Origin of the sequence: Sphingobium sp. B11D3B (assembly GCF_025961735.1) — a bacterium.
Lineage (GTDB): Bacteria > Pseudomonadota > Alphaproteobacteria > Sphingomonadales > Sphingomonadaceae > Sphingobium.
Genome location: NZ_JAOQOF010000001.1, coordinates 752,175 through 778,057, shown reverse-complemented (window position 1 = coordinate 778,057; position 25,883 = coordinate 752,175). Strand labels below are relative to the sequence as shown.

Genomic DNA, 25,883 nt, shown 5'->3' with positions numbered 1-25,883 from the left:
CGCCGGTGACGGCCCAAATGGGAGCCAGTCGCATCCTTGGCCGGCGCGCGTTCAAGCCGGCCTCCGTCCTTCGCGCGAGAGCCAGCATGTTCATCGAAACCGAGCAGACCCCCAATCCCGCAACCCTGAAGTTCCTGCCAGGGCGCCCGGTCATGACCTCGGGCACGCGCGATTTTGCCAGCGCAGACGAGGCGACGGCCTCGCCGCTCGCCGAGGCGTTGTTTAACCTCGGGGATGTGACCGGGGTGTTCTTCGGCCGGGATTTCATCTCGGTCACGGCAGCGCCGGGCGTTGCGTGGAGTTCGCTGCGCACCGACGTAATCGCGATCCTGCTTGACCATTTCTCGGCGGACATGCCGCTGTTCGCGCCGGGCACGGCGCACGATATCCGCGTTCCGGCGGAGAATGAGGACGATGGCGCCATGCCCGGCGACGACCCGGCCGATGCCGACATCGTCGCGCAGATCCGCGAATTGATCGACACTCGCGTGCGCCCCGCCGTCGCCAATGATGGCGGCGATATCGTCTATCGCGGCTTTGAGCGCGGCACGGTCTTCCTGCGGATGCAGGGCGCCTGCGCCGGCTGCCCCTCCTCAACCGCGACACTCAAGAACGGCATCGAGCAGCTGCTCAAGCATTATGTGCCGGAAGTGACCGAAGTCCGGGCCGTCTGAGCCGATCGATGCGCCGGATCGTTCCCCCACGCGCACGATGAGCCAGCCATTGGCGCAGCGCACGCTCATCATCGATTGCGCCACGCCGGCGCTCTCCATCGCCCTGTTCGATGGCGACCAGCTGATTGACGCAACGCATCGCGAGTTGGGGCGCGGTCATGCCGAAGCGCTGCTGCCCGCCATCGCTGCGCTGCCCGAGGGCGGGCGCGCTGACGCCATTCTCGTGGACATTGGCCCCGGCAGCTTCACCGGCGTGCGCGTGGGGCTGGCTGCCGCGCGCGCGCTGGGCTTCGCATGGCAGGTGCCTGTGTCCGGATATGGCTGTCTCGATCTGGTTGCCGCCATCGCCCGCGCCGAGCTTGCACCGACAGAGCCGTTCGCAGTGACAATGGTCGGCGGACATGGCGAAATCTTCTGGGTAGAAGCGGCATCGCCCGTCACACCCGACAGCCCGCCCCTCATCGTCCGATCCACGCCAATCGACGAACTGGCGGCGTCTCTCAACGGCGGCCTGCTCGTCGGATCGGGCGCACAGACGCTGGTCGATGCCGGCGCGCGAGGCCGGGCCACTCCGCTGCTTCCCGATGCCCGCGCGGTGTTCCGCCTGCCGGTGACGCAACGCACCCGCCCGCCCGTGCCGGATTACGGACGCGGGGCAGACGCCAAGCCTATGGCTGCCGCAAGCAAGCCCAGACCAGCGCCGGTTCGCTGATGCAGGACAAGGAGGCGCTCCGCATCGTGGCCAGTCTCGATCCTTGTGTGGACGAGATCGGCGCCGCCATGCAGGTGATGTCGGCCGCCTTCCCACCGGAATTTGGCGAAGCATGGTCCTCTGCGCAATTGATGGGCATGATGCAGTTGCCCGGCTCCATTCTGGTGACTGGCTACACCCATGCCGGACCGGTCGGCTTCGGCCTGATCCGCAGTATTGCCGGCGAAGCGGAGCTTCTTTTGCTTGCCGTCCATCCGGATCATCGTGGGCGGACACATGGCCGCCGATTACTTGATCGCTGTATGACAGAGGCCGAGGGAACCGGCGCAGAAACAATTTTTCTGGAAGTGCGATCAGGGAATCCAGCTCTTCATCTTTATATCAAAGCCGGCTTTCATCAGTATAATGTTCGACTTAACTACTATTGTGGATCGAACGGTTCCCGGTTTGATGCTTTGAGTTTGAAACTCGTTTTGGGACAGTCAGCGTCCTGAGTCCGAAACTTCTCTTGCGCTCATCGTTCGATCCCCATAATGTTTAATGGTAGAATATAGCCTAAGAATAGCGATTCTACGGGTCGCAAGTTGATAATGGGAACTTCATATGTCCGATACTAACGCTCAAGACGAAGTGCTGATCACGCTCACCTCGGATATCGTGGCTGCCCACGTATCCAATAACAGCGTGGCTGTGTCGGACGTGCCTACGCTGATCCAAAATGTTTACAGTGCGCTGGCCGGTCTTCAGCAGGACGTCCCGCCGCCGCAGCCCAAGCAGGAGCCGGCCGTATCTGTCCGTTCTTCGATCAAGCCCGATTACATCGTGTGCCTGGAAGACGGGAAGAAGCTGAAGATGCTTAAGCGGCATCTCATGACCCATTATCAGATGACGCCGGAAGACTATCGCGCCAAGTGGGGCCTCCCCGCTGACTATCCGATGGTCGCGCCCAACTATGCCGAACAGCGCCGCACGCTGGCCAAGAAGATCGGTCTCGGCACCACGCGCAAGCGCGGCCGCAAATAATCCCGGGCCCCGCGCGCGAATACAAAAATCGAACGATGCCGCCTTTGCACAAGGGCGGCATTTTTCTTGTCTGCCAATCGTCAAAAAGCCGAAATTGCGGGTTCCAGAACGGCTAAATTAAGCTACACAGTCCCCATGTCCCGGACGATTGACATAGAAGCGCTGTGCGCAGAGCGCGGCCTGCGCATCACCGAGCAGCGGCGTGTGATCGCCCGCGTGCTTTCCGAAAGCGAAGACCATCCCGATGTGGAAAAGCTGCACGAGCGCGCCTCCGCGATCGACAGCAATATCTCCATCGCCACGGTGTATCGCACTGTGCGCCTGTTCGAAGAGGCAGGCATATTGGAGCGTCATGATTTCGGCGATGGCCGCGCGCGCTATGAGCCGGCGCCAGAAGCCCATCACGATCACTTGATCGACGTGGAGTCGGGCAAGGTCGTGGAGTTCGTGGACCCGGAGCTGGAGCAGCTCCAGCGCCAGATTGCCGAGAAGCTGGGCTATCGGCTCGTGGATCACCGCATGGAGCTCTACGGCGTCTCGCTCGATCGCGATCGCAGCAAGGACTAAGTGAGCCGCCTGCGCGCGCTCGCGAGGCTTGCGCGCCTGATCGGCGTCGTCATTGCCTGCGTCATCCCGCATCTTCTCGCCCGGCGCCGCGGCGTTTCGCCCTGGCCCCAGCGCTTTCTCGCGCGCGCCGCGCACGCGACGGGCTTTGACGTCCGCATCGAGGGCACGCCCTTGCTGCACGATGTGTTCTTCATCGCCAATCATGTGAGCTGGATCGACATATTGGCGCTGGGCGGCGCCACGGGGACCGCGTTCATCTCGAAGGATGATGTACAGCGCGCACCGATCGTCGGCTGGCTCGCCGCGCAGAATAATACCGTGTTCATCACCCGCGAGCGGCGCGGCGCGGTGTCAGGTCAAATCGATGCCGTTCGCGCGGCGCTCGCGGCCCATCAGCCCATCGCCCTGTTCCCGGAAGGCACCACGGGCGACGGTAGGTCATTGCTGCCCTTCAAGCCGGCGCTCTTTTCGGTTCTTCTCCCGCCGCCCCGCTCGATCCTCATCCAGCCGGTCGTGATCGATTATGGAGGCGCCACAGATTTGGTCGCATGGAAGGAAGGCGAGAGCGGTGTCGCCAATGCGCTCCGCATCCTCGGCACGCCAAGCCGGCGCACCCTTACGCTGCGATTCCTCGATCCATTCGATCCCGGCGATCACCCTGATCGCAAGGCACTGGCCGCCAATGCGCGCGCGCGACTGGCCGCCGCCCTGGGCCTGCCCGGCTGAACGACAGGCCCCGCAACGGCCTGCCCTTCCCCCCTCGTCCTAACGGCTGTATAGGCGCGGGCATGACCCAGACCCCGCCCAAGACCTACCATGTCAAATCCTTCGGCTGCCAGATGAACGTCTATGATGGCGAGCGCATGGGCGAGTTGCTGGCGGCGCGCGGCATGACGGCGGCGGGCGATGGTGCAGAGGCGGATCTGGTGGTGCTGAACACCTGCCACATCCGCGAGCGGGCCGCCGAAAAGGTCTATTCGGACATTGGCAGGCTGCGGCGGGAGGATGGCACGCGCCCGATGATCGCCGTCGCGGGCTGCGTGGCGCAGGCCGAAGGATCGGAAATCACCCGGCGCACCAAGGCCGTCGATATCGTCGTCGGCCCGCAGGCCTATCACCGCCTCCCCGGCCTCATCGACGATGTGGTGGCGGGTCGCGAGGCCGTCGATACGGACATGCCGGCCGATTCCAAGTTCGACGTGCTGCCGGGTCGGGCACGCCGATCCGCACCGTCTGCCTTTCTCACCGTGCAAGAGGGGTGCGACAAGTTCTGCACCTATTGCGTCGTGCCCTATACGCGCGGCGCGGAGGTCAGCCGCCCCTGGAGCGCCATCCTAGATGAGGCGCGCGCGCTGGTCGATGCTGGCGCCTGCGAGATCAGCCTGCTCGGCCAGAATGTGAATGCCTGGTCCGGCGAAGACGACGCCGGTCGCCCGCAGGGGCTGGACGGGCTCATCCGCGCGCTGGACAGGCTGCCCGGCCTTGCGCGCATCCGCTACACCACCAGCCACCCCAACGACATGACGCAGGCGCTGATCGATGCCCATGCCGAGGTGCCGGCGTTGATGCCGTTCCTCCACCTGCCGGTGCAAGCCGGCTCGGACCGCATCCTCAAGGCCATGAACCGCAGCCACAGTCGCGACTCCTATCTGCGCATCATCGAGCGCGTCCGCGCCGCCAGGCCGGACATCGCCCTGTCCGGCGATTTCATCGTCGGCTTTCCCGGGGAGACCGATGCAGAGTTCGAGGAGACATTGAGCATCGTGCACGAGGCACGCTATGCGCAATGCTTCAGCTTCAAATACAGTCCGCGCCCGGGCACGCCCGCTGCCGATATGGAAGGCCAGATCGCGCCAGAGGTGATGGACGAGCGCCTCAAGCGCCTGCAGGCCGCGCTGAACGTTCATCAATTGGCGTTCAATCAGGCCAGCGTCGGCCAGCGCACGACTATTTTGCTGGAGCGCAAGGGGCGGCACCCCGGCCAGCTCATCGGCAAGACGCCCTGGCTCCAGTCGGTCCACATCGATGGCACGAGCGCGGCCATCGGCGATCTGATCGCGGTGGATATTCTCTCGGCCGGGCCCAACAGCCTCGCCGGCGCGCTCGCCAGTCCGCTTGCCGCCTGAGGTGGGCGGGCGCGGGCAACGGTCCCCTGAAAACACCGCTTCACCTCTTTGCAGAATACGCCACCGTGCCCGCGCGGCATGTGAACGGCTTCACTCAGTGACGATCTCGAGGGTATGAAGTTTTCCCGCTTTTTCAGCTTTTCCGGCCATGATCTCGCCATCGATCTGGGCACCGTCAACACATTGGTTCACGTCGCCGGCAAGGGCGTCGTCCTGAACGAGCCGTCCGTCATCGCGATCGAGACGATCGCGGGCGTCGGCCATATCAAGGCCGTCGGCAATGAGGCCAAACTGATGCTGGGCAAGACGCCGGAAGGCGTGCGCGCCCTGCGTCCGCTGCGTGATGGCGTCATTGCCGACATCGAAATCGCCGAGCAGATGATCAAGCATTTCATCGACAAGGCGCTGGGCAGTGCCCGCATGGGCCGCAACCGCGTGGTAGTCGCGGTGCCCTCGGGCGCGACGATGGTGGAGCGCCGCGCAATCCGCGACGCCACCTCGCGCGCAGGCGCTGCCGACGTGCAGCTCATCGAGGAGCCCATGGCAGCGGCGATCGGCGCGGGCTTGCCAGTCGTGGACCCGATTGGCGCCATGGTCGTCGACATTGGCGGCGGCACCACTGAGGTGGCCGTGCTGTCGCTCAGCGGCATCGCCTATAGCGGCTCGGTGCGTGTCGGCGGCGACAAGATGGACGAAGCCATCTCCTCCTACGTCCGGCGCCATCATAATCTGATGATCGGCGAGATAACGGCCGAGCGCGTCAAGCAGCAGATCGGCAACGCGATGACGCCCGACGGCGCTGGCATAACCCTAGGCGTGCGCGGACGCGACCTGGTCAATGGCCGCCCGGTCGAAATCGAGATCAGCGAAGCCCAGATCGCCGAGGCCCTGCGCGAATCGATCAACCAGATCGTCGGCTCGGTGATGACCGCGCTGGAGGAAACCCCGCCGGAGCTGTCCGCCGACATTATCGATGAAGGCATCACCCTCACAGGCGGCGGCGCGCTGCTGCGGGGCATGGACGAGGCCATTGCGGTCGCGACCGGCTTGCCCGTGAAGATCGCCGAAAACCCGCTGATGTGCGTGGCGATGGGCGCCGGTCGGGCATTGGAAGATTCGATCTACGACGGCGTGCTCGCCCCAGCCTGAGACTCAGCGCCCGAGCATGTGCCCGGGCGCACCTTCCAATCGCCATTTTACCTGTCGGTGGAACCCGCTAGTCCTGGGCGACACTGCTGGGGAGAGGATATGGCGCAGTCGCCGGAAGCCGCCGCGCTCGCGGCCAACAAGCAACTTGTGCTGGCGATGTGGCACGATGTCATCGACGGCCGCAACATCGAGGCTGCGGGCAAATATATCGCGCCCGATTATATCCAGCATTCGCCCGGCATCGGCCAAGGACTGGCAGCACTCATCGCCTTCCTGCGCACCGAATTTCCAGACATGCAGCCGTTGGAGCCCGGCACCTATCCGCTGACCCGGTTCGAGTTCGTCCTCGCCGAGGGCGACCTCGTCCAGCTCATGTTCCAGCGGCATTTGCCGGACCCGCACGATCCCGCGCGGCTCACGCCGGTCTGGTGGTACGACACCTATCGCATTCGCGATGGCCTGATCGTGGAGCATTGGGATTCGGCGCAAAGTTAGCGGATCGGACGACGAATTGCGCTCCGCCATGCGCCCTTCTCCCCTTGCGGGAGAAGGATACGCAGCCTTGCCGCCGTCAGGCGGGTAGGCGCAGTTGGATGAGGGGTGGCGGATCTCCGATCAGCGCGATCCGGCGGATCGCATACCCCTCTCCCAGCTTCGGCTAGGCAGCCCGCTGCCAAGCCTGCGCATCCCTCTCCCTCAAGGGGAGAGGGACGAGCCAACGACATCGCCACCATTTGTGCGGCGCAAAACCGCCGCCCCTCTTTTCACCTCAAGGGCGAGACTTCGCGCTTGTCGCTCCCCCCGCCCTTCTGGCATGAAGCTTGGCAATGACAGACACTCTCATCGCGCCCCGCGCCCTGAGTCGACCGCTTGGTCGCCCGCTTGCCTAAGCGCCCCGTGCCAGCCCAGGCCGGAGAACGGGCCCGCCTCGAACTGGTCTTCGACAAGCCGTTTCTGCTCGGCGCCTTGTTCGGGGAATATGACCAGAACCTTGTAGCCATCGAGAACCGCCTCGGCGTGTACATCTCCGCACGGGGGAACAAGCTGCAAATCGAAGGGAATGCGGAAGGCGCCGCTCGCGCCCGCGATGTCCTCCAGGGACTCTACAATCGCCTCGCCGCCGGCCAGACGGTCGACAGCGGCGCGGTGGAGGCGGTGATCGCCATGTCCGCCGAGCCCACGCTCGATGGCATCATCCGGCATGATGTGTCGGAGCCGCCCAAGGTGATGATCCGCACCCGCAAGAAGACCATCGTGCCGCGTTCGGCCAATCAGGGCGTCTATATGGACGCGCTGGCCCGCAACGAGCTGATCTTCGCCCTCGGGCCGGCCGGCACCGGCAAGACCTATCTTGCCGTCGCGCAGGCGGTGAGCCAGCTCATCACCGGCTCTGTGGACCGCCTTATTCTCTCGCGCCCTGCCGTCGAGGCCGGCGAGCGCCTGGGTTTCCTGCCCGGCGACATGAAGGAGAAGGTCGACCCCTATCTCCGCCCGCTTTACGATGCCCTCTACGACACGCTCCCCGCCGAGCAGGTCGAGCGGCGCATCGCCTCGGGCGAGATCGAGGTCGCGCCGCTCGCCTTCATGCGCGGCCGCACGCTCGCCAATGCTTTCATCATCCTCGATGAAGCGCAGAACACCACCATCGCGCAGATGAAGATGTTCCTCACCCGCTTTGGCGAAGGTAGTCGCATGGTCATCTGCGGCGACCCCAAGCAGGTCGATCTCCCACAGCCCGGCGCATCGGGCCTCGCTGATGCAGTCGAGCGGCTGGAGGGCATTGAAGGCATCGCCGTCACCCGCTTCACCACGGCCGATGTGGTGCGCCATCCCATCGTTGGACGGATCGTCGCGGCTTATGAGGGCCCGAATGCTTGAAGTGCTGACCGAGGCCAGCCCGGAATGGGCCGAGAAGACCGACTGGAACGCGCTCGCTGATCGAGCCGTGCGCGCCGCGCTCGCGCAAACTTCGCAATCGGTGATCATCGACAGCGATGCTTGCGTCGAACTCTCCATCCGGCTGGCAGACGATGCCGAAGTCCAGCAGCTCAACGCCTCCTTCCGCGGCAAGGATAAGCCGACCAACGTCCTCTCCTTTCCGATGATCCAGAGCGATCTCATCGAATCCATCGAAAATAGCGACGATGGTGAAGTTCTGCTCGGCGACATCATCCTCGCCTACCAAACCTGCGCCCGCGAGGCGCTGGAACGCGCGGTTTCGCTGGAAAATCACGCGACACATCTCATCGTTCACGGCACGCTCCACCTGCTCGGCCACGATCATGAGAATGATGCCGAGGCCGAGGCGATGGAGCGCCTTGAAATACGAGCCCTTGAAACGCTGGGCATTGATGATCCATATGGGGATCGCGAGCCCGGCATGACCGGGCCGATTGACGAAACAGGGAATTGATCCAGAAGATGTCGGAGACATCCGCACCGTCCCCTTCCAAAGAGGGCGACAGTAGTAGTAGCAGCGAAGGCGGACGAATATGGCAGGGCCTCAAAGCCCTGCTTTTCGGCGATAATGGATCGACCAGCCTCAGGCACGAGCTTGAGAGCGTCATCGAGCAATATGACGATCAGGAAGATGAGACGTCCCGTAAGGGCGACCTCACCCCGATCGAGCGTCAGATGCTCCGCAACATGCTGCATTTCAGCGAGCATACTGTGGACGATGTCGCCGTGCCGCGCGCGGACATCATCGCCATTTCGCAGGATGCCAGCTTTACGGAGCTGATGGCGCTTTTCGCTCAGGCCGGCCACAGCCGCATCCCCGTCTACAAGGACACGCTCGATCATGTCACCGGCATGATCCACATTCGCGATGCCTTCGCCATTCTGGCACGCGGAGAAGCGCACCCGGAGTCGCTGGAGACGTTGATCCGTCAGCCACTCTATGTGCCGCAGAGCATGGGCGTGCTGGATCTGCTCGCCGAGATGCGCGCCAAGCGCACCCATCTCGCGATCGTGCTCGATGAATATTCAGGCACGGACGGGCTGCTGACCATCGAGGATCTCGTCGAGGAAATCGTCGGCGATATCGAGGACGAGCATGACGAGGAACCCGAGGCGCTGCTGGTGCCGCTGGAAGACGGCATGTGGGATGCGGACGCGCGCGCCGAACTGGAAGACATCGCGCGGACCATCGATCCGCGCCTTGCCGAGGTCGATTCGGACGTCGACACCATCGGCGGCCTCGCGTTCGTGATTGCGGGCCGCGTGCCGGAGACCGGCGAGTTCATCGAGCATGAACCAAGCGGATGGCGCATCGAAATCGTCGAAGCCAATCCGCGCCATGTCGCGCGGGTGCGCCTGCATCCGCCCGAGGCACTGGCCGACGATCTGGAGCAGTAGGCCAAGGCCGCCGCGAGGTTCGCCGGCGGCCGGTCTAACGCGATCCTAAGCGGCGCGCGCCGCTGGCCTGGCCATGTCGCTCTCGGCAATCAGACCCGCCATGAGCTGGGCCAGCCAGCGCGCATCATCCTCGGCACGGTGGCGCCGCGCCCGCTGACGATCCGCCGCATCGAGCAGACGCATCAACACGGTGCGGTCGGTATCGTGGAAGAGACGAAGCTCGGCGAGGCAACGAATGTGCAAATGCGCGGGCTCACCCGCCGCCGCGAAGAGCGTGCGTGACCACGCATCGTCGAAATAGCTGTCCGCAATCACCTCATGCCCGGCCACGGCCGCGCGCAATTGCCGTGCGACGCAGCCGGCATCCAGCCCATCCCGCTCCAGTTGCGCGCGCGAAATGCCGTGCAGGCTCTCGGCTTCCTCGCTCCATTGCCAATCCGACCAGTCCGCATGAGGACGGATCAGCCAGGATCGGCTCCAGCCTTCGGTGCTGGCAATGCCGACTTCAATAGGGAAAGACCGGCCATATTGCGGCAGGCAGGACGCTTCAAAATCTACGGCGATGACGGCCATGCGACATACTCACATAAGGAGCTGCCCCATCACGCTCCATCCTCACCCGTACAGGACGTCCGTTGCCGGATTTTGTTCCTGCTTTTTCTGGCCCTGACGACAGGTCTAGCGAACCGAAGTTAAGAATTCGCGTCAGGTGGTAAAGCCGCGTGATGCAGCCCCAATCAGATGCTTCACCGGTGTGGCAGCAGCGCTCCGACGATCTGCCGGTCTTCCTGCCGCAGCACACCCCAGGCGCGCGCCGCCGCGCGGCTGTCCATGGCCTCCACGCCGATCCCCATGGCTTCGACGGCGCGGACGAACGCTGCCGAGGGCCTGACCAGCCTGGGTCCAGTGCCGAGGAGGAGAAATTCTGCCGGCGGGTCGAGATCCAGGATCGGGCGCAGCATCTCGACCGTCAGTTTGTCGATCGTCGTCGGCGCGTCCCACGGGACCACGCCAGACGGATCAATCAGGATGCCGCTGTCGAACACATGATCGCGCACGCGAAAGCCGCGCCCGGCAAAGCCGGTGATTACCGGGCCCGCGGGCTTCTCGTCGCGGAGCAGTTCCATGCTCTTTCCTCCCCGCCCGACGGATGCCGCGAGATCAGCGCGGCATCGTCTCGTTCTTGAGGGTCCGCTCGGCGCCTGCCACCTGACCGCCCGCCTTAGCAACGAAGCTGTCCGAGCCGACCTTGGTCCACACCAGCAGCGGTGCCGACATGTACATCGACGAATAGGTGCCGACGAAAATGCCGAACAGCATGGCTGCGGTAAAGCCGAAGATCACTTCCGGCCCGAGGAGCAGCAGCACGACCAGGGTGATGATGATCGTCAGCGAGGTCATCACCGTGCGTGCGAGCGTCTCGTTGATCGAGAGATCGAGGAGCGGGATTAGCTCCATCTTGCGATATTTGCGCAGATTTTCGCGGATACGGTCATAGATGACGATGGTGTCGTTCAGCGAATAACCGATGATCGTCAGCAAGGCCGCGACGATGTTCAGGTTGAACTCCATCTGGGTGAGCGCGAACAACCCGAAGGTGAGCGCCACGTCATGGAACAGCGCGAACAGCGCTCCGAGGCCGAACTGCCATTCGAAGCGGAACCAGATGTAGATGGAGATCGCCAGCATCGCGAAGAACATCGACCAGGCACCGGTCTGGAACAACTCGCCGGAGACCTTGCCCGACACGGTGTCGACGCTGCCGAACTTGGCGTCCGGATGACTCTTGAGGATTGCCGCCTTGAGCCGCTCGGCGGCCTGGTTCGCGGCATCCTCTCCGCCCTCGGGCAGCGACGTGCGGATCGAGACATCCTGGGCCGAGCCGAACTGCTGGATATTCACCTCGCCGGCCACCGCCGCATCCACGGTGCCGCGCAGCGCATCGAGATTGACGGGTTGCGAGAAAGTGACCCGCATCATCTGGCCGCCGACGAAATCGACGCCCAGATTGAGGCCGCGCGTGGCCACCAGGGCAATCGACGCGATGATCGAGATCATGCTGATCGCCATGGCGACATGGCGCCATTTGAGGAAGCCGATGTTGGTGTTGTCCGGGACAAGCTTGAGCAAGCGCATTGGTCTTGTGCCTCAGATCGTCAGTGTCGTCGGCCGCTTGCGCAGCCAGAAGGAAGCGAACAGGCGCGTCACCGTCACGGCCGTAAAGACCGAGGTGAAGATGCCGATGGTGAGCACGACTGCGAAGCCCTTGATCGGCCCGGAGCCGAAATAGAACATCAAAGCGGCAGCGATCACGTTCGTCGTGTTGGCGTCAAAGATCGCGCGCTGCGCTTCCTTATAGCCTGTCTCGACGGTCTGCATGATGCTCCGCCCCCGTCGCTGCTCCTCGCGGATGCGCTCGTTGATCAGCACGTTGGCGTCCACCGCCGCGCCGACCGTGAGCACGAACCCGGCGATGCCCGGCAGGGTTAGCGTCGCATTGAACAGCGCCATGATGCCGACGATCATCAGCACGTTGAAGATCAGCGCTAGGTTCGCGTAGATGCCGAAGCGGCCATAAGCCATGACCATGATCAGCAGCACCGCAGCCGTTGCCACGCCGCCGGCGATGATACCCTTGCGGATGGAATCAGCGCCAAGATCCGGCCCGACCGTACGTTCTTCCACCACCGTCAGCTTCACCGGAAGCTGGCCGGAGCGCAGCGCGATCGCCAGCTGGTTGGCGCTTTCGACCGTGAAGTTGCCGCTGATCTGCGCCGATCCGCCGAGGATGGGCTCGTTGATGTTGGGCGCCGAAAGCACCGTGCCATCGAGGATCATCGCGAACGGCTTGTTCACGTTCTGCTGCGTGGTGCGCGCGAACTTGTTGGCGCCGGAGCTGTTGAAGCGGATGCTCACCACCGGCGCATTGGTCTTGGGATCATAGGATTGCTGGGCGTCGATCAGCTCATCGCCCGCCACCATGGTCTGCCGCTTCACCGCGATAACCGGCTGGCCGAGCGGATTGTCCGGATACGGCACCAGCACGCTGCCTACTGGCGCGATGCCGCGCGCCAAGTCGGCCGGATTGGCCGTCGTGTCGACCAGCTTGAACTCAAGCTGCGCGGTCTGGCCGAGCAGATCCTTGAGCTGAGCGGGGTCCTGAAGGCCCGGCACCTGCACGACGATGCGATTGCTGCCCTGGCGGATGATGGTCGGCTCGCGCGTGCCCATCTCGTCGATGCGCTTGCGGATGACTTCCGTCGCCACTTCCATGGCGCTCTCGACGGCGGCGTTGATGCCGGCTTCGGTCGGCGTCACGACGATGGTGCTGCCATCACGCACCTGCACATCGAAGTCGCGCTGGCCCGTGAGGCCGGCACCGCGCGTCAGCGGACGGATGCGCTCGACGGCGGCATCCACCTGCGTGGCATCGCGCACCATGAAGCGCAGCGCGTTGCCCTGCGTCGACATCTCGCCAATGGCGATGCGGCTATCAGCCCGCCGCAGATCGACACGGATCGCTTCGTCGATATTCTGGATGCGCTGGCGCGCCACGTCCTTCGTGTCCGCCTCGAGCAGAATGTGACTGCCGCCGGAGAGGTCGAGGCCGAGATTGACGCGCGCCTGCATGAAGCGCGGCAATTGCGAATAGGTCCGGTCGGGCAGGAAGCTGGGCACGGCATAGAGACTGCCGACGACCAGCGCCACAAGGACGAGCCAGATCTTCCAGCGGGGAAAGTCGAGCATGGCCCGTCAGTCGTTCGCGGGCTTGGCGGTCATCGGATCGACGACATCGCTCAGGGTCGCCTTGACCGCCTTCACCTTGATGCCCTGGCCGAGCTCGACATCCACATAGGTGTCGTCCACCCGGGTCACCTTGCCGACAAGGCCGCCGCCGGTGACGACCTGATCGCCCTTCTTGACCGCGCCGATCTTGGTACGATGCTTCTTCATCTGCTGCTGCTGCGGACGAATGAGCAGGAAGTAGAACACCGCAAAGATCAGGATCAGCGGGATGAAGCTCATGAAGCTGGCCATTCCGGAAGAGCCCGGTGCAGCGGCGGCGAGTGCAAAAGTTGTGAACATTGCGATCCTTGAGCAGGGCAATCAGCAGATGGATGAACAGCGCGCCCCGCAGATGCGGCCTCACACACACTGTTTCAAGGGCGCGCGGCTAGCATATCGCCCCGGTGCAGGCAACCGAGATCGCCGGGCGCCCTTCCCCCGCGCTGCCGCCGCGCCGCGCGCCGGCCAAGCAAAGCGCGCCGAACAATCGCCCCGTCACTCCGCCCCGCCTGCCGGCCACCAGCAAAATGAAAAATCATGCCCGAGGAGGCGCCAACGGACCTTGCAACTTCCGCGCGATACGCCTAGGAGCGCACCTCCGGTCGGGACGTAGCGCAGCCTGGTAGCGCATCACACTGGGGGTGTGGGGGTCGGAGGTTCGAATCCTCTCGTCCCGACCAAATTTTCGCCGTTTCCCCGGACGGCCAGGCAGGCAGAAATTAGCCTAGCATTAACGTAGCCCATCACAGTGCTCATTGAGCAGCCGCGCTATTAGGATAGCGCTTAAGGATTATCGTCAACACATCGTTCGGCGACACCGGAGCTGCAAACTTTTCTGGCGATGTCACCCAGCCGCATAGCAGTACCGGGCGCTGCCCCTCAGGCCATCATGCTTCATCTTATCCAGCAAATCGCCGCTTTCGACCACGCTGTTGCCGCAACGTTTAGTCGGATGGCGCTGGGCGAGGTGCGCCTCCAGGAGCAGTTTCGCGCTGTTGTCCTAAATCGCGCCGGCTCAGCGCGCCCTTAGCCCAACGCTGGCCCGGCTTTTCCACGAAGCGGTAAGTGATCTCGGCGAACGCGATGACCCCAGCAAACAAAATCAGCCCGAGCACGTCAGCCATCCACGCCCCGCCACCGACATAATTAATGCCATCGATCGACACGACGAGATCGGCTCCAGTGGCTTTCTCCACCGCGCTGAGGACGTTGACGTACCTGTAGAGCAAGAAGGTGTGCACCATATAAATCGAATAAGACAGTACACCGAGCCTGACAAAGGCAGCCTTGCGCAAAAGCGCGCTGATGGCGCCTCGCTCCCGCGCAAAGATCAACAGGGCGATGAGAAACAGATAGGGTGCGATCAATGTCAGCGCCCCAACGCCGACGAATGCCAAAAATGTGATGATTGCCCCCACAATCAGCAGCTCGATCAACGTGTCACGACCCCCCAAATCGAGCTTCTCCACCTGCGCTATGAGATGCCATGCAACAACGCCGAGTGAGAAGCCGTACAGGCAGCGCACAAGCGCACCATCATGGAACGCCTGCATGTAACGGTCGGTGAGAAATGGAAGGGCCAGCGGAGCACAGATCGCGATCGCAATGCATATTGGGATCATAAAGCGAGACGCATAGCGCATCAGCAGGGCGAAGATGAGATAGGTCCACATCTCCGCCGCGATCGACCAGCTAGGGCCGTTCCATGTCAGGTCGTCTGGCCCCACGAATATGCCGATCAGAGCGAGCTGGGCGAACCAAGCGTCGATGGTAAACGGGAAAGCGAAGGGTTTCCGGCCTCCCAGACCGGGCATGATAGTGGCGAAAACGATCTCAAAGGTGAGGAAAAGCAGTAGCACAAATAGATGCAGTGGAAAGATCCGGCCGAGACGGAGCCATATGAACTTGCCCACCGGAAAACCATTCGCGAGTTTGCGGCCATAGCTGGAGGCAATTACGAATCCGGACAGCACGAAGAAGAAATCGACGAACAGATATCCGTTCTTGACGACCTCAAGCTGCGAGATGTGATTTTCGCCTTTGATGTGGATGCACACGATCACGCATGCAAAGATACCGCGCAGGCTATCGAGCACGACATATCGATGGCGACCCGAAGCCGATGTATCTGAATTCTCCACGGTCATTCGCGCTATCTTAAGGGCAATTCCGCGTCAACCGACGCCCCCCTCGGCCCGTTCCTCTTTCAGTACATCCATGCTTATTTCGGCTAGCTATAGGCAGACGCAGCTATGACTGCTGGCTTCGAGCCTGCTGGTGGCAAATGGCGGCGAGCGATGACGACAGCAACGAACAATATCACCGGAAGCGCAATTACGCCCAGCAAGCCTGAGCCTGCCGGGCGCGATGTTGGTGCGTTCGGGCAGTCACGCGGCGACCTCAGCCGCCGCGTGAATCCTCAGAACTTGTAGCCGACCGTCAGGCCGTAAGTGCGCGGCGGCAGCCAGGTCACGCCGAGCAGGCGGCCTGTAGCCAGAGCGAAGGTGCTGCTCGGGCGGAACACGTCGAACAGGTTCTTGGCCCAGAGCTGCGCGCGGATGCGGCCGTCGTTGGTCTCGTAGGCCAGCGAGGCATCGACCATGGTGTAGGCCGCGCTGCTCTCGATCTCGCGCATATACTCGCTGAAGTAAGTGCGGCTCTTGTAGGAGACGTCCACGCTCGGCGTGAAGGTGCCGATGGGCGCGATCACATCATATTCGCCGTGCAGGTTCCACGACCAGCGCGGGCTGTTGCGCGTGTCGTTGCCGGCGAGCTGGATGTTGCCGCCGCTCGGCGCCCCGAAGGCCGTCGGATCGGGGTTGGTCACGGCATTGTAGGGCGTGCCGCCAGCGATATTGGCCGGGTTGAGCGGATCGAGCGTGAGATAATCGACGAAATGCGCATCCGTGTAGGAGAGCGCACCGCTCAGGCGCAGGCCGGGCATCGGGCGCAACATCGCGTCGAGCTCGATGCCCTTTGCGCGTGTCTTGGCCGCGTTCTGGAAGATCGTGGTGTAGCCCGTCGGTCCACCGGCGATCGTCTTGTTCAGTTGCAGGCCGTTCAGCGTGTAAGCATAGCCAGCGAGGTTCACGGTCAACATGCGGCCGAAGCTCGCCTTGATGCCGGCCTCATGGTTGAACATCTTCTCGGGATTGACGATCGTGGTGCTGCCTGCGGCATTCTCACCCGAGCCGGCCTTGAAGCCTTCCGAATAGGTGTAATAGAGCAGGATGTCCTGATTGGCCTTCCAGACCAGACCGGCTTCCGGCGTGAAGTCGCGGAAGGTCTTCTCCACATGCGTGCCCGCGGGCGTGTAGCGGAGGACCGGCCCCACCCCGTTGCGGGTGATGATGATGGAGGGGTTCTCCGACTCCACATGCTCGCTGCTCCAGCGACCGCCAAGCTTCACGCTGAGGCCCGAGAGCGCCTCGCTGAACATGCCAAGCCCGATCTCATACTGGCCGAAGATCGAGAAAGCCTCGGTCAGCAGGTTCGAGCGCGTGCAGACGCGCTTGGGAGCAATGATGTTGCTGCCGCCGGTCACGCCGTTGGGCGAGTAACCGCACAGGCCATAGGCCTCGTTCAGATCGATGCCCGCAGCCTGAAGTACGCCGATATTCTGCGCCATGCCGGTCCGGTTCGCTAGACCGACATTGTCGATCGGCCGCTGGCGCTCATGGAAGAAGAACACGCCGATGGTGCCGTTCACCCATTCGGACTGCAGGCCAAGCCGCAGCTCGTTGCTCCACTGCTTGCTGTCGATCCGGCGCTCCTGCACCGTGGTCGCCTGGCCGTTGGTCGGCAGGCTGTCGATCACTGCCGAGAGGTCGAGGTCCTGGAACAGCGAGCTCTTGAAGGAGCGATAGTTGGCAATGTTGGTGACCGTCAGCGCATCGTTGAGCGGTACGTTGAGCGTGCCGGTGAAAGCGTAGGTCTCGGTCTCAGTGCCCGGGCTGGATTCCGTCGCGAGATCACGCGGGTTGGTCGCATAGCCACCCACGCCGAGCGGCGCCAGACGCGCCACGCCGGGGAAGGATGCGCGCAGATAGTGGATCGCGCCGGAGGCATCGCTCTGGCGGAAATATTCGCCGGAGACCAGCAGCGTCGCCTCGCGGCCAAGGTCGAACTCGAGCGAAGCGCGGCCCATGCGGCGGTTGAGGTCGTCGACATCCTTGCCGGAAACCGGATTGACGCCATAGCCGTCGCGGTTTTCGGTCTTGATCGCCAGACGGGCGCGAATGCCCTCGGTGATCGGGCCGCTGATCGCGGCTTCGGTCGTCAAGGCATTGTAATTGCCATAGCCGATGCGGCCATAGCCGGAGAAAATGTCTGTCGGCCGTGCGGTGATCACGTTGATCGACCCACCCACCGCGTTGCGGCCATAGAGCGTGCCTTGCGGGCCGCGCAGCACCTCGATGCGCTCCAGATCGAAGAGCGAGGTGAGCTGCGCCTCGGCGCGGGCGACATAGGCGCCATCGACATGGAAGGCGACGCCGGTGGAGCTGCCCGTGGTCGAGGTGTTGGCACCCACGCCGCGAATGAAGATCTTCGCCTGGTTGAAGTCGCTGCCGAAATTCACCGACGGCACGATGGTCTGCAGGTCAGAAATGCTGTTCACGCCAGCGCTGGCGATCCGCTCGGCACCGAGCGCGCTGACAGCCGCGCCGACATCCTGCAGCGATTGCTCGCGCTTCTGGGCCGTGACGATGATCTCCATGCCGTCATCGGCGGCAGTCGCGGTCTGGGCGGCCTGCGGGGTTTGGGCGAGGGCGCTCGTCGAGGCGAGGAGCAGCGCGGGGATGGACGCTTGGATGGACAGGGAAATCCGTTTCATTCTCTCTCTTCCGTTTCTGTTATGCTGGCCCTGCGGGATGGGCATGCATGTTCAATGCGCCCGCACTCACTGAATGCAAGACCCGACTGCCCCAAAGGGCAGCGATATCGTTCATTCGAGACACAGGTGTAGCCTTTGCGCCACGGCTCGCTTTGACCCACGTCAAACCGCCCCGCGCCTTGTCGACACGCGTTGCAAATGCGCATCTGTGCTGCGCGAGGGAGGGGCGTAATGCTGGCATGAAGCGCAGCGATGCGCAGTCCAGACGCTACGGAAACGGGAAGCGCCCGAGCCGGCGGTGGCCGGCCCGGGCGCTCGATAATCAGGCGGATCGTCCGCGACGATCCTCAAGAGAGGGAAACGGCGCCGGCGCTATTCCGGGATGGAGCCGTCCTCGTCGTCCATATTCTCCTCGCCTTCATAGGCGCCCATGTCGATGAGGCCGCTGCGATCCATCTGGTTCATCGTGTCCACCAGGTCCGGCGCATCGATGGGCATCACCTGAGCGGGATTCGGCTTGCCGCCATGCTCGGTCTCGGACTCGCCGCGATAGGGATTGGCCTGCGCATCGGCGGCGACATCCTGCGCCTGTGTGCCGCTCTCATCCTGCTCGGCATTGTCCTTATCGGGATCGTTGAAGTCCAGCGGCGGGGTTTTCTGACTCTGCGTCATGGATAGGCCTCCTATAATGCCGAGGACCAAGCCCTCAGCCTTCGGAGGAAGAACGCACCCCTGCCCCATCAGTTGCCGCGCCCCGCCCCGGCCGCAAGGCGTCCAGTCCAGCATCGCCCTCCTGGCCGAACAGGCCGCGCACCCGGATTTCCTGCTGCGGCAGCGGGATTTCGATGGCACTCTGGCGCAGGGCATCGTCGATCGCCCAGCAATAGGTCGCCAGCGTGCGCCCCGGTCGCTTGACGGCGGACAGGGTGGGCCAGACGACCAGCTCGAACTTGAGCGCGTTCTCGCCATAGCCGACGAGCCAGACCTGCGTGCGCTTGCGCCCGGCATCCGGCAAGGTCAGCGGCACGGCCTTGGCCGCCTCGATCACGGCGTCGCGCACCTTCTCCTTGTCGGCATTAAGAGCCGTGCGGAAGGGAATGTGGACGCGGCGGGTCATGCGGTTGCGCGTCCAGTTGGTCACCTTGCCGTCGATGAGATTGGCATTGGGCACCAGCATGTCGACATCGTCGTTGGTCAGCACCGCCGTCGCGCGCGGCCCGATGGAGCGCACCTCGCCCATGGTGCCGTCTTCCAGTTCGACGAAATCGCCCACTTCGATGCTCCTGTCGAACAGCAGCACCAGACCGCCCACGAAGTTGCGCACGATATCGCGCAGCCCCAGGCCGATGCCGACACCCAGCGCACCGGCGAACAGGGAGAGCGCGGACAGATCGACTCCCAGCGCCGACACCGCCGCTGCAAGCCCGAAGGCGACGATGACATAGCGCGCAATCTGCCCGCCGATATGAATGGCGTGGGAGCGTTCCTCCCCCATGGTCTGCTGCGCGCGGCGCACGAACTTCTTGAGCAGCCACACCGCCAGCAGCGCCGTCGAGAAGACGACGATGGCCGAGATGATCGCGCCGATGGTGAGCCCGGACGCCCCGATATAGGCGATGGGTTGGGTCAGCAGTGCATCGGCGCCGTTCAAAGCCACATGGCCTCCTGTGGAGTGACCGCACCGTGAGGGCCGGCTATCGGGATGTCAAATCGGCGGCTTGGTCGAAAAGTTCCGGGCCTCCTCAAATGCCCTCCTTGTCCCGTTGCAAGACAAGCTGTCGCAAAACGGCTTCGCGCGAGGCCATGTCGTGCTATTCCGCAGGACATGGAAACCCGGCGTGATGCCATTTACTATCAGCAACTCGCCCGGGTGGCGCGCTTGAAGGCCGACAACTGTGGCGATGCAGACGTCGCCCGCCGCCTGCGCGAGGCCGCCATATTGCATGAGCGCACTGCCCGCCGTCTGCAGCGGGAAGGATCGCCGAGCCAGCCCGAAGAATAATGCGCAGCATCGACAGGGTCGATTGAGCCATTCGTCGCGATCAGCTAACGCCTCATGGCCTGCGCGATGAGGAGAGACGATTGAAACGGCGTATTTTTGCTTCGGCCCTGCTCTGTGGCCTCGCCCTCTCTGCGGTGGCGCGTGCGGGGGAGACGCCGTTATATCAGCCCTCGCCCGACTGGGTCATTCCCGCGCAGCTTCCCGCGCCGTCCGCACTCGCGGCGAGCGGCCCCGCCATCCTGATCTTCGACCGCCAGCAGCGCATCGCAGACGGCAGCCTGTGGACCTATTCGGACACCGCGCAGCGCATCACCTCGGCCGAACAGCTCAACCAGCTCGCCAACCTCACCCTGCCCTGGCTGCCGGACAAGGGCGATCTCATCATCCATGAGCTGGCAATCGTGCGCGATGGTCAGAGCATCGATCTGCTGGCCGGTGGCCGCACGTTCACGGTCATCCGGCGCGAGCAGGCGCTGGAGCGGCGCGAACTCACCGGGCTCCTGACCGCGACCATGGCCGTCGAAGGCCTGCGCGTGGGCGACATCCTGCGCCTGCGCGCCTCCACCACCGGCAAGGACGCCGCGCTTGCGGGCCACGTCCAGGCGCTGACGCCGCTGATTACCGCACCGGTCACGCTCGGTCAGGGTCGCCTGCGCACGCTGTGGGACAATGACAGCCCGGTCACATGGAAGGTCGGCATTACCGGCATCGAGGCCAAGCCGGTGCGCGGCCCACGCTTCACCGAGCTGAGCTTTGCTCTGCCGGGCCCGCGCCAGACGGAGATTCCCTCCGACGCGCCCATCCGTTTTCAGCCGCTGCCACTGCTCGAGGTCTCTACGTTCAAGGATTGGGCCGACGTCTCCAGGACAATGTCCCCGCTGTTCGCGACGCAGGGCCTGCTCAAGCCCGGCAGCGCCCTGCTGCAGGAGGTCCAGGCGATCATGGCTGCCGAGCGTACGCCGCTCGGCCGTGCCCAGCGCGCCCTGCGGCTCGTTCAGGACCAGATCCGCTATCTGGCGGTCTCCATGGATGGCGGCAATTATGTGCCGCAAACGCCGGAGCAGAGCTGGGCTTTGCGCTATGGAGACTGCAAGGCCAAGACACTGATGCTCCTCGCGATGCTGCGCGAAATGGGCATTACGGCAGAGCCCGTGCTGGCCCATGCCCAGCTCGGCGACGCCGTCGTGAAGCGCCTCGCCAGCCCGGCCGCCTTCAACCACATTCTCGTGCGCGCGCAGATCGATGGCGAATCCCTTTGGCTGGACGGCACCGGCATTGGCTCGCGGATCGAGGATATCCACGATACGCCGCCCTTCCGCTATGTGCTGCCGCTACGCCCGGACGGCGCCGATCTCCTGCTGATCGAGCCGCGCAATGCCGGCCGCCCCGCCTTCGACCTGACGATGACCATGGATGAGACCGCCAGCATCGATCTGCCAAGCGTGTTCGATCTCACGCTGGTGTTGCGCGGCCTCGCCGCCATGCAGCTCAACGTCGTGCGCACGCAGCTGGACAGCGAGAAGCAGCAGGAGGTGCTTGGCGAGTTCCTCTCCAGCGTGGTCGGCGAATCCCAGTTTGCGGACATCAGCCTCACCGGAGACGATCAGGCGGGGATCGTGACGATCAAGGCACGCGGCGTCACCGATTCAGAGTGGGCGTGGACGGACAAGACCATGCGCCGCGCGGTCGACAAAAGCATCTCGTCGATCAGCTTCGCGCCGGATCGCGCACGTGCGGCCTGGTCCGCCATCCCGGTCGCGACGCCGGCGCCCGAGGGACGCCATGTTCGCACGACCATCCGCCTGCCCCAGCAGGGCGCGGGCTTCCGCGTTGAGGGCGAGCCTGCGCTGGCCGCCCGCATCGCCGGCTATGATTTCAAGCGCGCGCTCAGTCTTGAGAAAGGCGTGCTCACCATCGATGAAAATGTCGATTCCACCGGCATCGAGATCCCGGCCAGCGAGATCGGCCCCGAGAAGGACCGCCTTGCCACCGCGCAATCGCAGGCGCCGCGCCTGATCGCCCCGGCCAATGCCCTGCGCTCGTGGGACATCACCGGCAAGGACCCCGCCGGCGCGACGCAGATCGCCGCCGCGCAGGCCGTCTACGCCAAGGCCATTGCCGCCAATGCCGACAAGGCCGCGCCCTATCGCGACCGGGCGACATTTCTCCGCGCCATCAATGATCGCGAGGGCGCTCTGGCCGATCTCGGCAAGGCCATCACGATCGAGCCGGACATCGACCTCTATCTGATGCGCAGCCAGATCCACAAGGAAATGGGCGACCTTAAGGCAGCGCTGGTGGATGCCGAAGCCGGCCGTGCGCTCGACCCCGCGTCCGTGGGCGCGGTGTTCAGGGTCGCCAACCTGCGTGCCGAAAGCGGCGATCTGGATGGGGCGGTTGCCCTGCTGGATCAACGCATTGCGCTGGGCGGCGAATCCCGCCGGACTTTTCAGGAGGGCAAGGCCGACATCATCGGCACTTATGGCGACCCGGCCACGGCGCTTGCGCTGGTCGACACGCTGCTGGAAGACCGGCCGGGCACGCCGTCACTCCTCAACATGCGCTGCTGGATAAAGGGGACGCGGCAGGTCGAGATCGAAACCGCCGCGAAGGATTGCACATCGGCGCTGGAGCTGAGCAACAGTCCCTATGGCATTCTGGATAGCCGTGCGGTCGTCTCCTATCGCCTCGGCCGGTATGAGGATGCGCTCCGCGATCTCAATGCCGTGCTGAATGCCGTCCCCAATCTCGCCGAAAGCCGCTTCATGCGCGGCGTCGTCCTCGCCCGCTTGGACCGCGGCGCGGAGGGCCAGACCGATCTCGCCATCGCCCGCCGCATCAAGCCCCGGATCGACGCGGACTATGCGCGCTTCGGCATTGCCCCGTAAGGCAAGGCGAGCGCCGAACACCGGCCCATAATCCTTCCGACACCCCGGACTTGATCCGGGGTCCAGCTTTCTTGGTGAGATGCCTAAACCTTGGACTGCACTGAAGCAGCGGGACCCCGGATCAAGTCCGGGGTGACGAGGAAGGGAGGTAAGCCCGCCCGTCGCTCCAACCGGCGCGCGCAAATCCTCAGGCGCGCGCGAGGAGGCCTTCGGTCAGTCCTTCGAACATCCGGCGCCCATCTGTGCTGCCATGGGTCTTCTCGATCGCGCGTTCGGGGTGCGGCATCATGCCGAGCACATTGCCGCCCTCGTTGAGGATGCCGGCGATGTTCCGGGCCGATCCATTAACGGCCTCGGCGTAGCGGAACGCAACGCGGCCCTCTCCTTCCAGCCGATCCAGCGTCTGCGGATCGGCAAAATAATTGCCGTCATGATGCGCGACGGGGATGTTGATCGTCTGGCCGGCCTCATAGCCGCTGGTGAATGCGCTCTGGCTGTTCTCCACGGTCAGCGCCACGCTGCGACAAACGAAGTGAATACCGGCATTGCGCATCAGCGCGCCCGGCAGCAGCCCCGCTTCGGTCAGCACCTGAAAACCGTTGCAGATGCCGAGCACATGGGTGCCGCGCGATGCCGCCTGGGCAACGGCCTGCATGATCGGCGAGCGCGCCGCCATGGCGCCGGAGCGCAGATAGTCGCCATAGGAAAAGCCGCCGGGCACGCCAATGAGGTCCAGACCCTCCGGCAATTCCGTCTCGCGGTGCCAGACCATCTCGGGCTTGGCGCCGCTCACGGCCTCGAAGGCCACGGCCAGATCGCGGTCGCAATTGGAGCCCGGGAAGACGATGACAGCGCTTTTCATCGGAAACGTCCTTCCTGTCGCCGGCTCAGCCGATCGCCTCGATGCGGTAATTCTCGATCACCGTATTGGCGAGCAGCTTGCGGCACATGGCGTCGATCTCGTCCTCGCTGGTGCCGTCGGCCAGATCGAGCTCGATGAGCTTGCCGGCGCGGACATCATTGACGCCGCCAAAGCCCAGCCCTTCCAGCGCGTGCTGGATCGCCTTGCCCTGCGGATCGAGCACGCCGGATTTCAAGGTGACGAACACGCGGGCTTTCATCGGGACTGTCCTTGTCATGTTGATCGGTGATGGTGATCGGATGCGCCGGCCCTAGACCCGGTCTTTCGTCGCCGCAAGGGGTGAGCGCGCGTCGATGCGTTGCGCAGCCAGGGCATCGCGCCGAAAACGGTCGAAGCAGCGCCCGCCGACGCGGGCCAGCTCCGCCTCGCCCAGCTGCAGCACAGCGTCAGCTCGCCCGGCGCCGAACAGATCAGCAAAGGCGGTCTCGTAGCGGCTCGAGAGGCCGGGTTGCGCAGCCTCCAGCTGGCGGGGCAGCCATTTGCCGGCGCCATTCCAGCAGTCGCGGGTGCGCAGGCTCAGTTCCGCTAGCAGCGGGTGGAGTCGCGCGCCGATGGCCAGCTTCTCGGAGCGGCTGCGCTCGCCGCGCAGATCGTCCAGGGCGTCCGTGATCTGGTAACGGAGGTCTTCGAGCGCCTCGGCACTCAGCGGCCTCGGCCCCGCCGCGAGCCGCGCCGCGACCTTTGCCTGCAGCACCTTGCCTAGCGCGATCCGCCGCCCGATCACTTCGCCCTCGGCCACCATAGAGAGCAAGGAGGGGCGCCCCTTGGCAATATCCTGCTCCATGAACCAGGCGAGCGTGGAGGGATCGTGCACGAACATTTCGACCGGCACGCCGTCGACCGTCTCCGATTCCCGATGCGCCAGCGGCAGCGCGCGATAGACCACCACCAGATCGATATCCGACCAGGCGCGCCCTTCACCGCGCATGATGGAACCGGCCACAAAGGCGTAATCGGCTCCGGGAAAGCGTTCGAGGAAAATGGACTTGGCAATGGCCAGCGCGCGCGCGGGATCGGTGATCATGATGGCGGCGCCTTATCAGCCCCGCGCGCGGAAGAAAATGCGCCTGAGCCAGAGCGGATCGGGTTTGAGGTGGTGGCGGGCTGGGGCGGATCGGAAGCGCTCGGGCGCGGACAACTTAGGCCCCCACCGAAGGAACGCGCCCTTCTCCTTCCTCCGTCATTCCCGCGAATGCGGGAATCCAGGTCCGTGCCGGCGCGTTAAGGCGACGTCGAAGCTGGATTCCCGCGTTCGCGGGAATGACGAGGATGAGGCCGCTATACCAAAATCGTGAAGCGGCGGCTGGACTACCGAATCCGGTAAAAATCCCCCACCCGATCCAGCGCGAAGCCCAGCACCAGCTTGCCCGCCCGCGCCGGCCAGCCGAGCGCGCGTTCGGCGGCGACGAGGCTTTCGCACGCGCAGACGACCCGCCACAGGATATCCACCAGACCGGGGCCAGCCGCCGCCAGCGCGCCATTCAGCCGATCGCGCGCGCTCATTCCGGCGAGCGTCGGCGCTTGGCCGGGCGCCCCGCCCCGCCCGGCGCGAACGGGTACAGCCGCCAGATCCCAGTTCATCGTCACGCGCGCACCCATGCCGGCCTGTTCCCAATCGCGGCGCAGCGCCTCGGCGGCATCGAACTGCCGCTGGCTCAGCATCCCACGGGCATGGAGCCAGCTCGTCGGCGATTCTGCCATGTTGACCATCACGCGCTCGCGCCGCCCATCGGGTCCTTCGATCACTCGTTCCACTGTCTTACCGCGCCGTTCAGCCATGCCCTGCGTCTCCCGTTTCGAGTCGCAAAGACCATTGCCATGCGGCGACAAATGTAGGACATAG

27 protein-coding genes and 1 tRNA gene are annotated in these 25,883 nt (G+C 64.2%); 15 read left to right on the top strand and 13 right to left on the bottom strand.

Annotated features, from left to right (window positions below; translation table 11 throughout):
• Window positions 1-86 precede the first annotated feature (86 nt).
• From M2333_RS03705 to M2333_RS03650, 12 genes are all read left to right on the top strand, one after another.
• Window positions 87-674 carry a NifU family protein gene (locus M2333_RS03705; RefSeq protein WP_181559983.1) on the top strand — a complete coding sequence of 196 codons (588 nt, stop codon included), beginning with the start codon at window positions 87-89 and terminating at the stop codon, window positions 672-674.
• Between the two features lie 37 nt (window positions 675-711).
• Entirely contained in the window at window positions 712-1,386 is a 675-nt protein-coding gene (gene tsaB, locus M2333_RS03700; protein ID WP_264610900.1) for a tRNA (adenosine(37)-N6)-threonylcarbamoyltransferase complex dimerization subunit type 1 TsaB, read from the top strand.
• Entirely contained in the window at window positions 1,386-1,880 is a 495-nt protein-coding gene (locus tag M2333_RS03695) for a GNAT family N-acetyltransferase (RefSeq protein ID WP_264610899.1), read from the top strand. Before tsaB ends, M2333_RS03695 begins: the two co-directional genes overlap by 1 nt.
• Before the next feature lie 109 nt (window positions 1,881-1,989).
• Window positions 1,990-2,409, top strand: coding sequence for a MucR family transcriptional regulator (locus tag M2333_RS03690; RefSeq protein WP_181559985.1), 420 nt, complete (start codon window positions 1,990-1,992; stop codon window positions 2,407-2,409).
• Between the two features lie 135 nt (window positions 2,410-2,544).
• Window positions 2,545-2,976, top strand: coding sequence for a Fur family transcriptional regulator (locus tag M2333_RS03685; protein WP_181559986.1), 432 nt, complete (start codon window positions 2,545-2,547; stop codon window positions 2,974-2,976).
• Window positions 2,977-3,702, top strand: a complete 726-nt coding sequence (locus tag M2333_RS03680; RefSeq protein ID WP_264610898.1) for a lysophospholipid acyltransferase family protein — start codon at window positions 2,977-2,979, stop codon at window positions 3,700-3,702.
• A gap of 50 nt (window positions 3,703-3,752) precedes the next feature.
• Window positions 3,753-5,102 (top strand): tRNA (N6-isopentenyl adenosine(37)-C2)-methylthiotransferase MiaB, encoded by a 1,350-nt coding sequence (gene miaB / locus M2333_RS03675; RefSeq protein ID WP_264612557.1) that lies wholly within the window; start codon window positions 3,753-3,755, stop codon window positions 5,100-5,102.
• Between the two features lie 114 nt (window positions 5,103-5,216).
• Window positions 5,217-6,251 (top strand): rod shape-determining protein, encoded by a 1,035-nt coding sequence (locus M2333_RS03670; RefSeq protein ID WP_181559988.1) that lies wholly within the window; start codon window positions 5,217-5,219, stop codon window positions 6,249-6,251.
• A 99-nt stretch (window positions 6,252-6,350) separates the two neighbouring features.
• Window positions 6,351-6,746 carry a nuclear transport factor 2 family protein gene (locus M2333_RS03665; RefSeq protein ID WP_264610897.1) on the top strand — a complete coding sequence of 132 codons (396 nt, stop codon included), beginning with the start codon at window positions 6,351-6,353 and terminating at the stop codon, window positions 6,744-6,746.
• 387 nt (window positions 6,747-7,133) lie between these two features.
• On the top strand, window positions 7,134-8,129 hold the full coding sequence (locus M2333_RS03660) for a PhoH family protein (RefSeq protein ID WP_264575570.1): 996 nt from the start codon (window positions 7,134-7,136) through the stop codon (window positions 8,127-8,129).
• Entirely contained in the window at window positions 8,122-8,664 is a 543-nt protein-coding gene (gene ybeY, locus M2333_RS03655; RefSeq protein ID WP_264570673.1) for an rRNA maturation RNase YbeY, read from the top strand. Before M2333_RS03660 ends, ybeY begins: the two co-directional genes overlap by 8 nt.
• Window positions 8,665-8,672: 8 nt before the next feature.
• Window positions 8,673-9,608: a hemolysin family protein gene (locus M2333_RS03650; protein WP_181559992.1), complete on the top strand. Its 936-nt coding sequence runs from the start codon at window positions 8,673-8,675 to the stop codon at window positions 9,606-9,608.
• A 45-nt stretch (window positions 9,609-9,653) separates the two neighbouring features.
• Here M2333_RS03650 and M2333_RS03645 read toward each other — a convergent pair whose 3' ends face one another.
• From M2333_RS03645 to yajC, 5 genes are all read right to left on the bottom strand, one after another.
• Window positions 9,654-10,181, bottom strand: a complete 528-nt coding sequence (locus M2333_RS03645; protein ID WP_264610896.1) for a hypothetical protein — start codon at window positions 10,179-10,181, stop codon at window positions 9,654-9,656.
• Between the two features lie 173 nt (window positions 10,182-10,354).
• Window positions 10,355-10,735, bottom strand: a complete 381-nt coding sequence (locus M2333_RS03640) for an Mth938-like domain-containing protein (RefSeq protein WP_264610895.1) — start codon at window positions 10,733-10,735, stop codon at window positions 10,355-10,357.
• A 34-nt stretch (window positions 10,736-10,769) separates the two neighbouring features.
• Window positions 10,770-11,744, bottom strand: a complete 975-nt coding sequence (secF, locus tag M2333_RS03635; RefSeq protein WP_264610894.1) for a protein translocase subunit SecF — start codon at window positions 11,742-11,744, stop codon at window positions 10,770-10,772.
• 12 nt (window positions 11,745-11,756) lie between these two features.
• Window positions 11,757-13,355 carry a protein translocase subunit SecD gene (gene secD / locus M2333_RS03630; protein WP_264610893.1) on the bottom strand — a complete coding sequence of 533 codons (1,599 nt, stop codon included), beginning with the start codon at window positions 13,353-13,355 and terminating at the stop codon, window positions 11,757-11,759.
• Between the two features lie 6 nt (window positions 13,356-13,361).
• Window positions 13,362-13,694, bottom strand: coding sequence for a preprotein translocase subunit YajC (gene yajC / locus M2333_RS03625; RefSeq protein WP_264610892.1), 333 nt, complete (start codon window positions 13,692-13,694; stop codon window positions 13,362-13,364).
• 303 nt (window positions 13,695-13,997) lie between these two features.
• Between yajC and M2333_RS03620 the strand changes: the two genes are divergently transcribed.
• Window positions 13,998-14,074, top strand: a tRNA-Pro gene (locus tag M2333_RS03620).
• A 264-nt stretch (window positions 14,075-14,338) separates the two neighbouring features.
• On the opposite strand, the gene M2333_RS03615 is transcribed toward M2333_RS03620, so the two are convergent.
• The 4 genes from M2333_RS03615 to M2333_RS03600 all read right to left on the bottom strand — a co-directional run bounded on the left by M2333_RS03615 (window position 14,339) and on the right by M2333_RS03600 (window position 19,885).
• Window positions 14,339-15,541 carry an acyltransferase family protein gene (locus tag M2333_RS03615; protein ID WP_264610891.1) on the bottom strand — a complete coding sequence of 401 codons (1,203 nt, stop codon included), beginning with the start codon at window positions 15,539-15,541 and terminating at the stop codon, window positions 14,339-14,341.
• A gap of 272 nt (window positions 15,542-15,813) precedes the next feature.
• Entirely contained in the window at window positions 15,814-18,228 is a 2,415-nt protein-coding gene (locus M2333_RS03610) for a TonB-dependent receptor (RefSeq protein WP_264610890.1), read from the bottom strand.
• A 372-nt stretch (window positions 18,229-18,600) separates the two neighbouring features.
• On the bottom strand, window positions 18,601-18,900 hold the full coding sequence (locus tag M2333_RS03605) for a hypothetical protein (protein ID WP_264579173.1): 300 nt from the start codon (window positions 18,898-18,900) through the stop codon (window positions 18,601-18,603).
• Window positions 18,901-18,934: 34 nt separating this feature from the next.
• Complete coding sequence (locus tag M2333_RS03600) at window positions 18,935-19,885, bottom strand: mechanosensitive ion channel family protein (protein WP_264610889.1); 951 nt, start codon at window positions 19,883-19,885, stop codon at window positions 18,935-18,937.
• A 168-nt stretch (window positions 19,886-20,053) separates the two neighbouring features.
• On the opposite strand from M2333_RS03600, the gene M2333_RS03595 reads away from it, so the two are divergent.
• Together M2333_RS03595 and M2333_RS03590 are read left to right on the top strand one after the other, a co-directional pair.
• Window positions 20,054-20,230 carry a hypothetical protein gene (locus M2333_RS03595; protein ID WP_181560004.1) on the top strand — a complete coding sequence of 59 codons (177 nt, stop codon included), beginning with the start codon at window positions 20,054-20,056 and terminating at the stop codon, window positions 20,228-20,230.
• 80 nt (window positions 20,231-20,310) lie between these two features.
• A complete protein-coding gene (locus M2333_RS03590; RefSeq protein WP_264610888.1) occupies window positions 20,311-23,118 on the top strand; it encodes a DUF3857 domain-containing protein in 2,808 nt (935 codons plus the stop codon).
• A gap of 187 nt (window positions 23,119-23,305) precedes the next feature.
• On the opposite strand, the gene purQ is transcribed toward M2333_RS03590, so the two are convergent.
• From purQ to M2333_RS03570, 4 genes are all read right to left on the bottom strand, one after another.
• Window positions 23,306-23,980 (bottom strand): phosphoribosylformylglycinamidine synthase subunit PurQ, encoded by a 675-nt coding sequence (gene purQ, locus M2333_RS03585; protein WP_264610887.1) that lies wholly within the window; start codon window positions 23,978-23,980, stop codon window positions 23,306-23,308.
• A 25-nt stretch (window positions 23,981-24,005) separates the two neighbouring features.
• On the bottom strand, window positions 24,006-24,239 hold the full coding sequence (gene purS, locus M2333_RS03580) for a phosphoribosylformylglycinamidine synthase subunit PurS (RefSeq protein WP_264570683.1): 234 nt from the start codon (window positions 24,237-24,239) through the stop codon (window positions 24,006-24,008).
• 51 nt (window positions 24,240-24,290) lie between these two features.
• The gene (locus tag M2333_RS03575) at window positions 24,291-25,064 is read right to left on the bottom strand and encodes a nucleotidyltransferase domain-containing protein (RefSeq protein WP_264594292.1); all 774 of its coding nucleotides are present in this window, start codon (window positions 25,062-25,064) and stop codon (window positions 24,291-24,293) included.
• A 284-nt stretch (window positions 25,065-25,348) separates the two neighbouring features.
• The gene (locus M2333_RS03570; protein WP_181560008.1) at window positions 25,349-25,819 is read right to left on the bottom strand and encodes a DUF6456 domain-containing protein; all 471 of its coding nucleotides are present in this window, start codon (window positions 25,817-25,819) and stop codon (window positions 25,349-25,351) included.
• Between the last annotated feature and the right edge of the window lie 64 nt (window positions 25,820-25,883).

Excerpts from the sequence above, each read along its gene's own strand:
- M2333_RS03705 (WP_181559983.1), top strand. The coding sequence starts at position 87 with ATGTTCATCGAAACCGAGCAGACCCCCAATCCCGCAACCCTGAAGTTC.
- tsaB (WP_264610900.1), top strand. The coding sequence starts at position 712 with ATGAGCCAGCCATTGGCGCAGCGCACGCTCATCATCGATTGCGCCACG.
- M2333_RS03695 (WP_264610899.1), top strand. The coding sequence starts at position 1,386 with ATGCAGGACAAGGAGGCGCTCCGCATCGTGGCCAGTCTCGATCCTTGT.
- M2333_RS03690 (WP_181559985.1), top strand. The coding sequence starts at position 1,990 with ATGTCCGATACTAACGCTCAAGACGAAGTGCTGATCACGCTCACCTCG.
- M2333_RS03685 (WP_181559986.1), top strand. The coding sequence starts at position 2,545 with ATGTCCCGGACGATTGACATAGAAGCGCTGTGCGCAGAGCGCGGCCTG.
- M2333_RS03670 (WP_181559988.1), top strand. The coding sequence starts at position 5,217 with ATGAAGTTTTCCCGCTTTTTCAGCTTTTCCGGCCATGATCTCGCCATC.
- M2333_RS03665 (WP_264610897.1), top strand. The coding sequence starts at position 6,351 with ATGGCGCAGTCGCCGGAAGCCGCCGCGCTCGCGGCCAACAAGCAACTT.
- ybeY (WP_264570673.1), top strand. The coding sequence starts at position 8,122 with ATGCTTGAAGTGCTGACCGAGGCCAGCCCGGAATGGGCCGAGAAGACC.
- M2333_RS03650 (WP_181559992.1), top strand. The coding sequence starts at position 8,673 with ATGTCGGAGACATCCGCACCGTCCCCTTCCAAAGAGGGCGACAGTAGT.
- M2333_RS03645 (WP_264610896.1), bottom strand. The coding sequence starts at position 10,181 with ATGGCCGTCATCGCCGTAGATTTTGAAGCGTCCTGCCTGCCGCAATAT.
- M2333_RS03640 (WP_264610895.1), bottom strand. The coding sequence starts at position 10,735 with ATGGAACTGCTCCGCGACGAGAAGCCCGCGGGCCCGGTAATCACCGGC.
- secF (WP_264610894.1), bottom strand. The coding sequence starts at position 11,744 with ATGCGCTTGCTCAAGCTTGTCCCGGACAACACCAACATCGGCTTCCTC.
- secD (WP_264610893.1), bottom strand. The coding sequence starts at position 13,355 with ATGCTCGACTTTCCCCGCTGGAAGATCTGGCTCGTCCTTGTGGCGCTG.
- yajC (WP_264610892.1), bottom strand. The coding sequence starts at position 13,694 with ATGTTCACAACTTTTGCACTCGCCGCCGCTGCACCGGGCTCTTCCGGA.
- M2333_RS03615 (WP_264610891.1), bottom strand. The coding sequence starts at position 15,541 with ATGACCGTGGAGAATTCAGATACATCGGCTTCGGGTCGCCATCGATAT.
- M2333_RS03610 (WP_264610890.1), bottom strand. The coding sequence starts at position 18,228 with ATGAAACGGATTTCCCTGTCCATCCAAGCGTCCATCCCCGCGCTGCTC.
- M2333_RS03605 (WP_264579173.1), bottom strand. The coding sequence starts at position 18,900 with ATGACGCAGAGTCAGAAAACCCCGCCGCTGGACTTCAACGATCCCGAT.
- M2333_RS03595 (WP_181560004.1), top strand. The coding sequence starts at position 20,054 with ATGGAAACCCGGCGTGATGCCATTTACTATCAGCAACTCGCCCGGGTG.
- purQ (WP_264610887.1), bottom strand. The coding sequence starts at position 23,980 with ATGAAAAGCGCTGTCATCGTCTTCCCGGGCTCCAATTGCGACCGCGAT.
- purS (WP_264570683.1), bottom strand. The coding sequence starts at position 24,239 with ATGAAAGCCCGCGTGTTCGTCACCTTGAAATCCGGCGTGCTCGATCCG.
- M2333_RS03575 (WP_264594292.1), bottom strand. The coding sequence starts at position 25,064 with ATGATCACCGATCCCGCGCGCGCGCTGGCCATTGCCAAGTCCATTTTC.
- M2333_RS03570 (WP_181560008.1), bottom strand. The coding sequence starts at position 25,819 with ATGGCTGAACGGCGCGGTAAGACAGTGGAACGAGTGATCGAAGGACCC.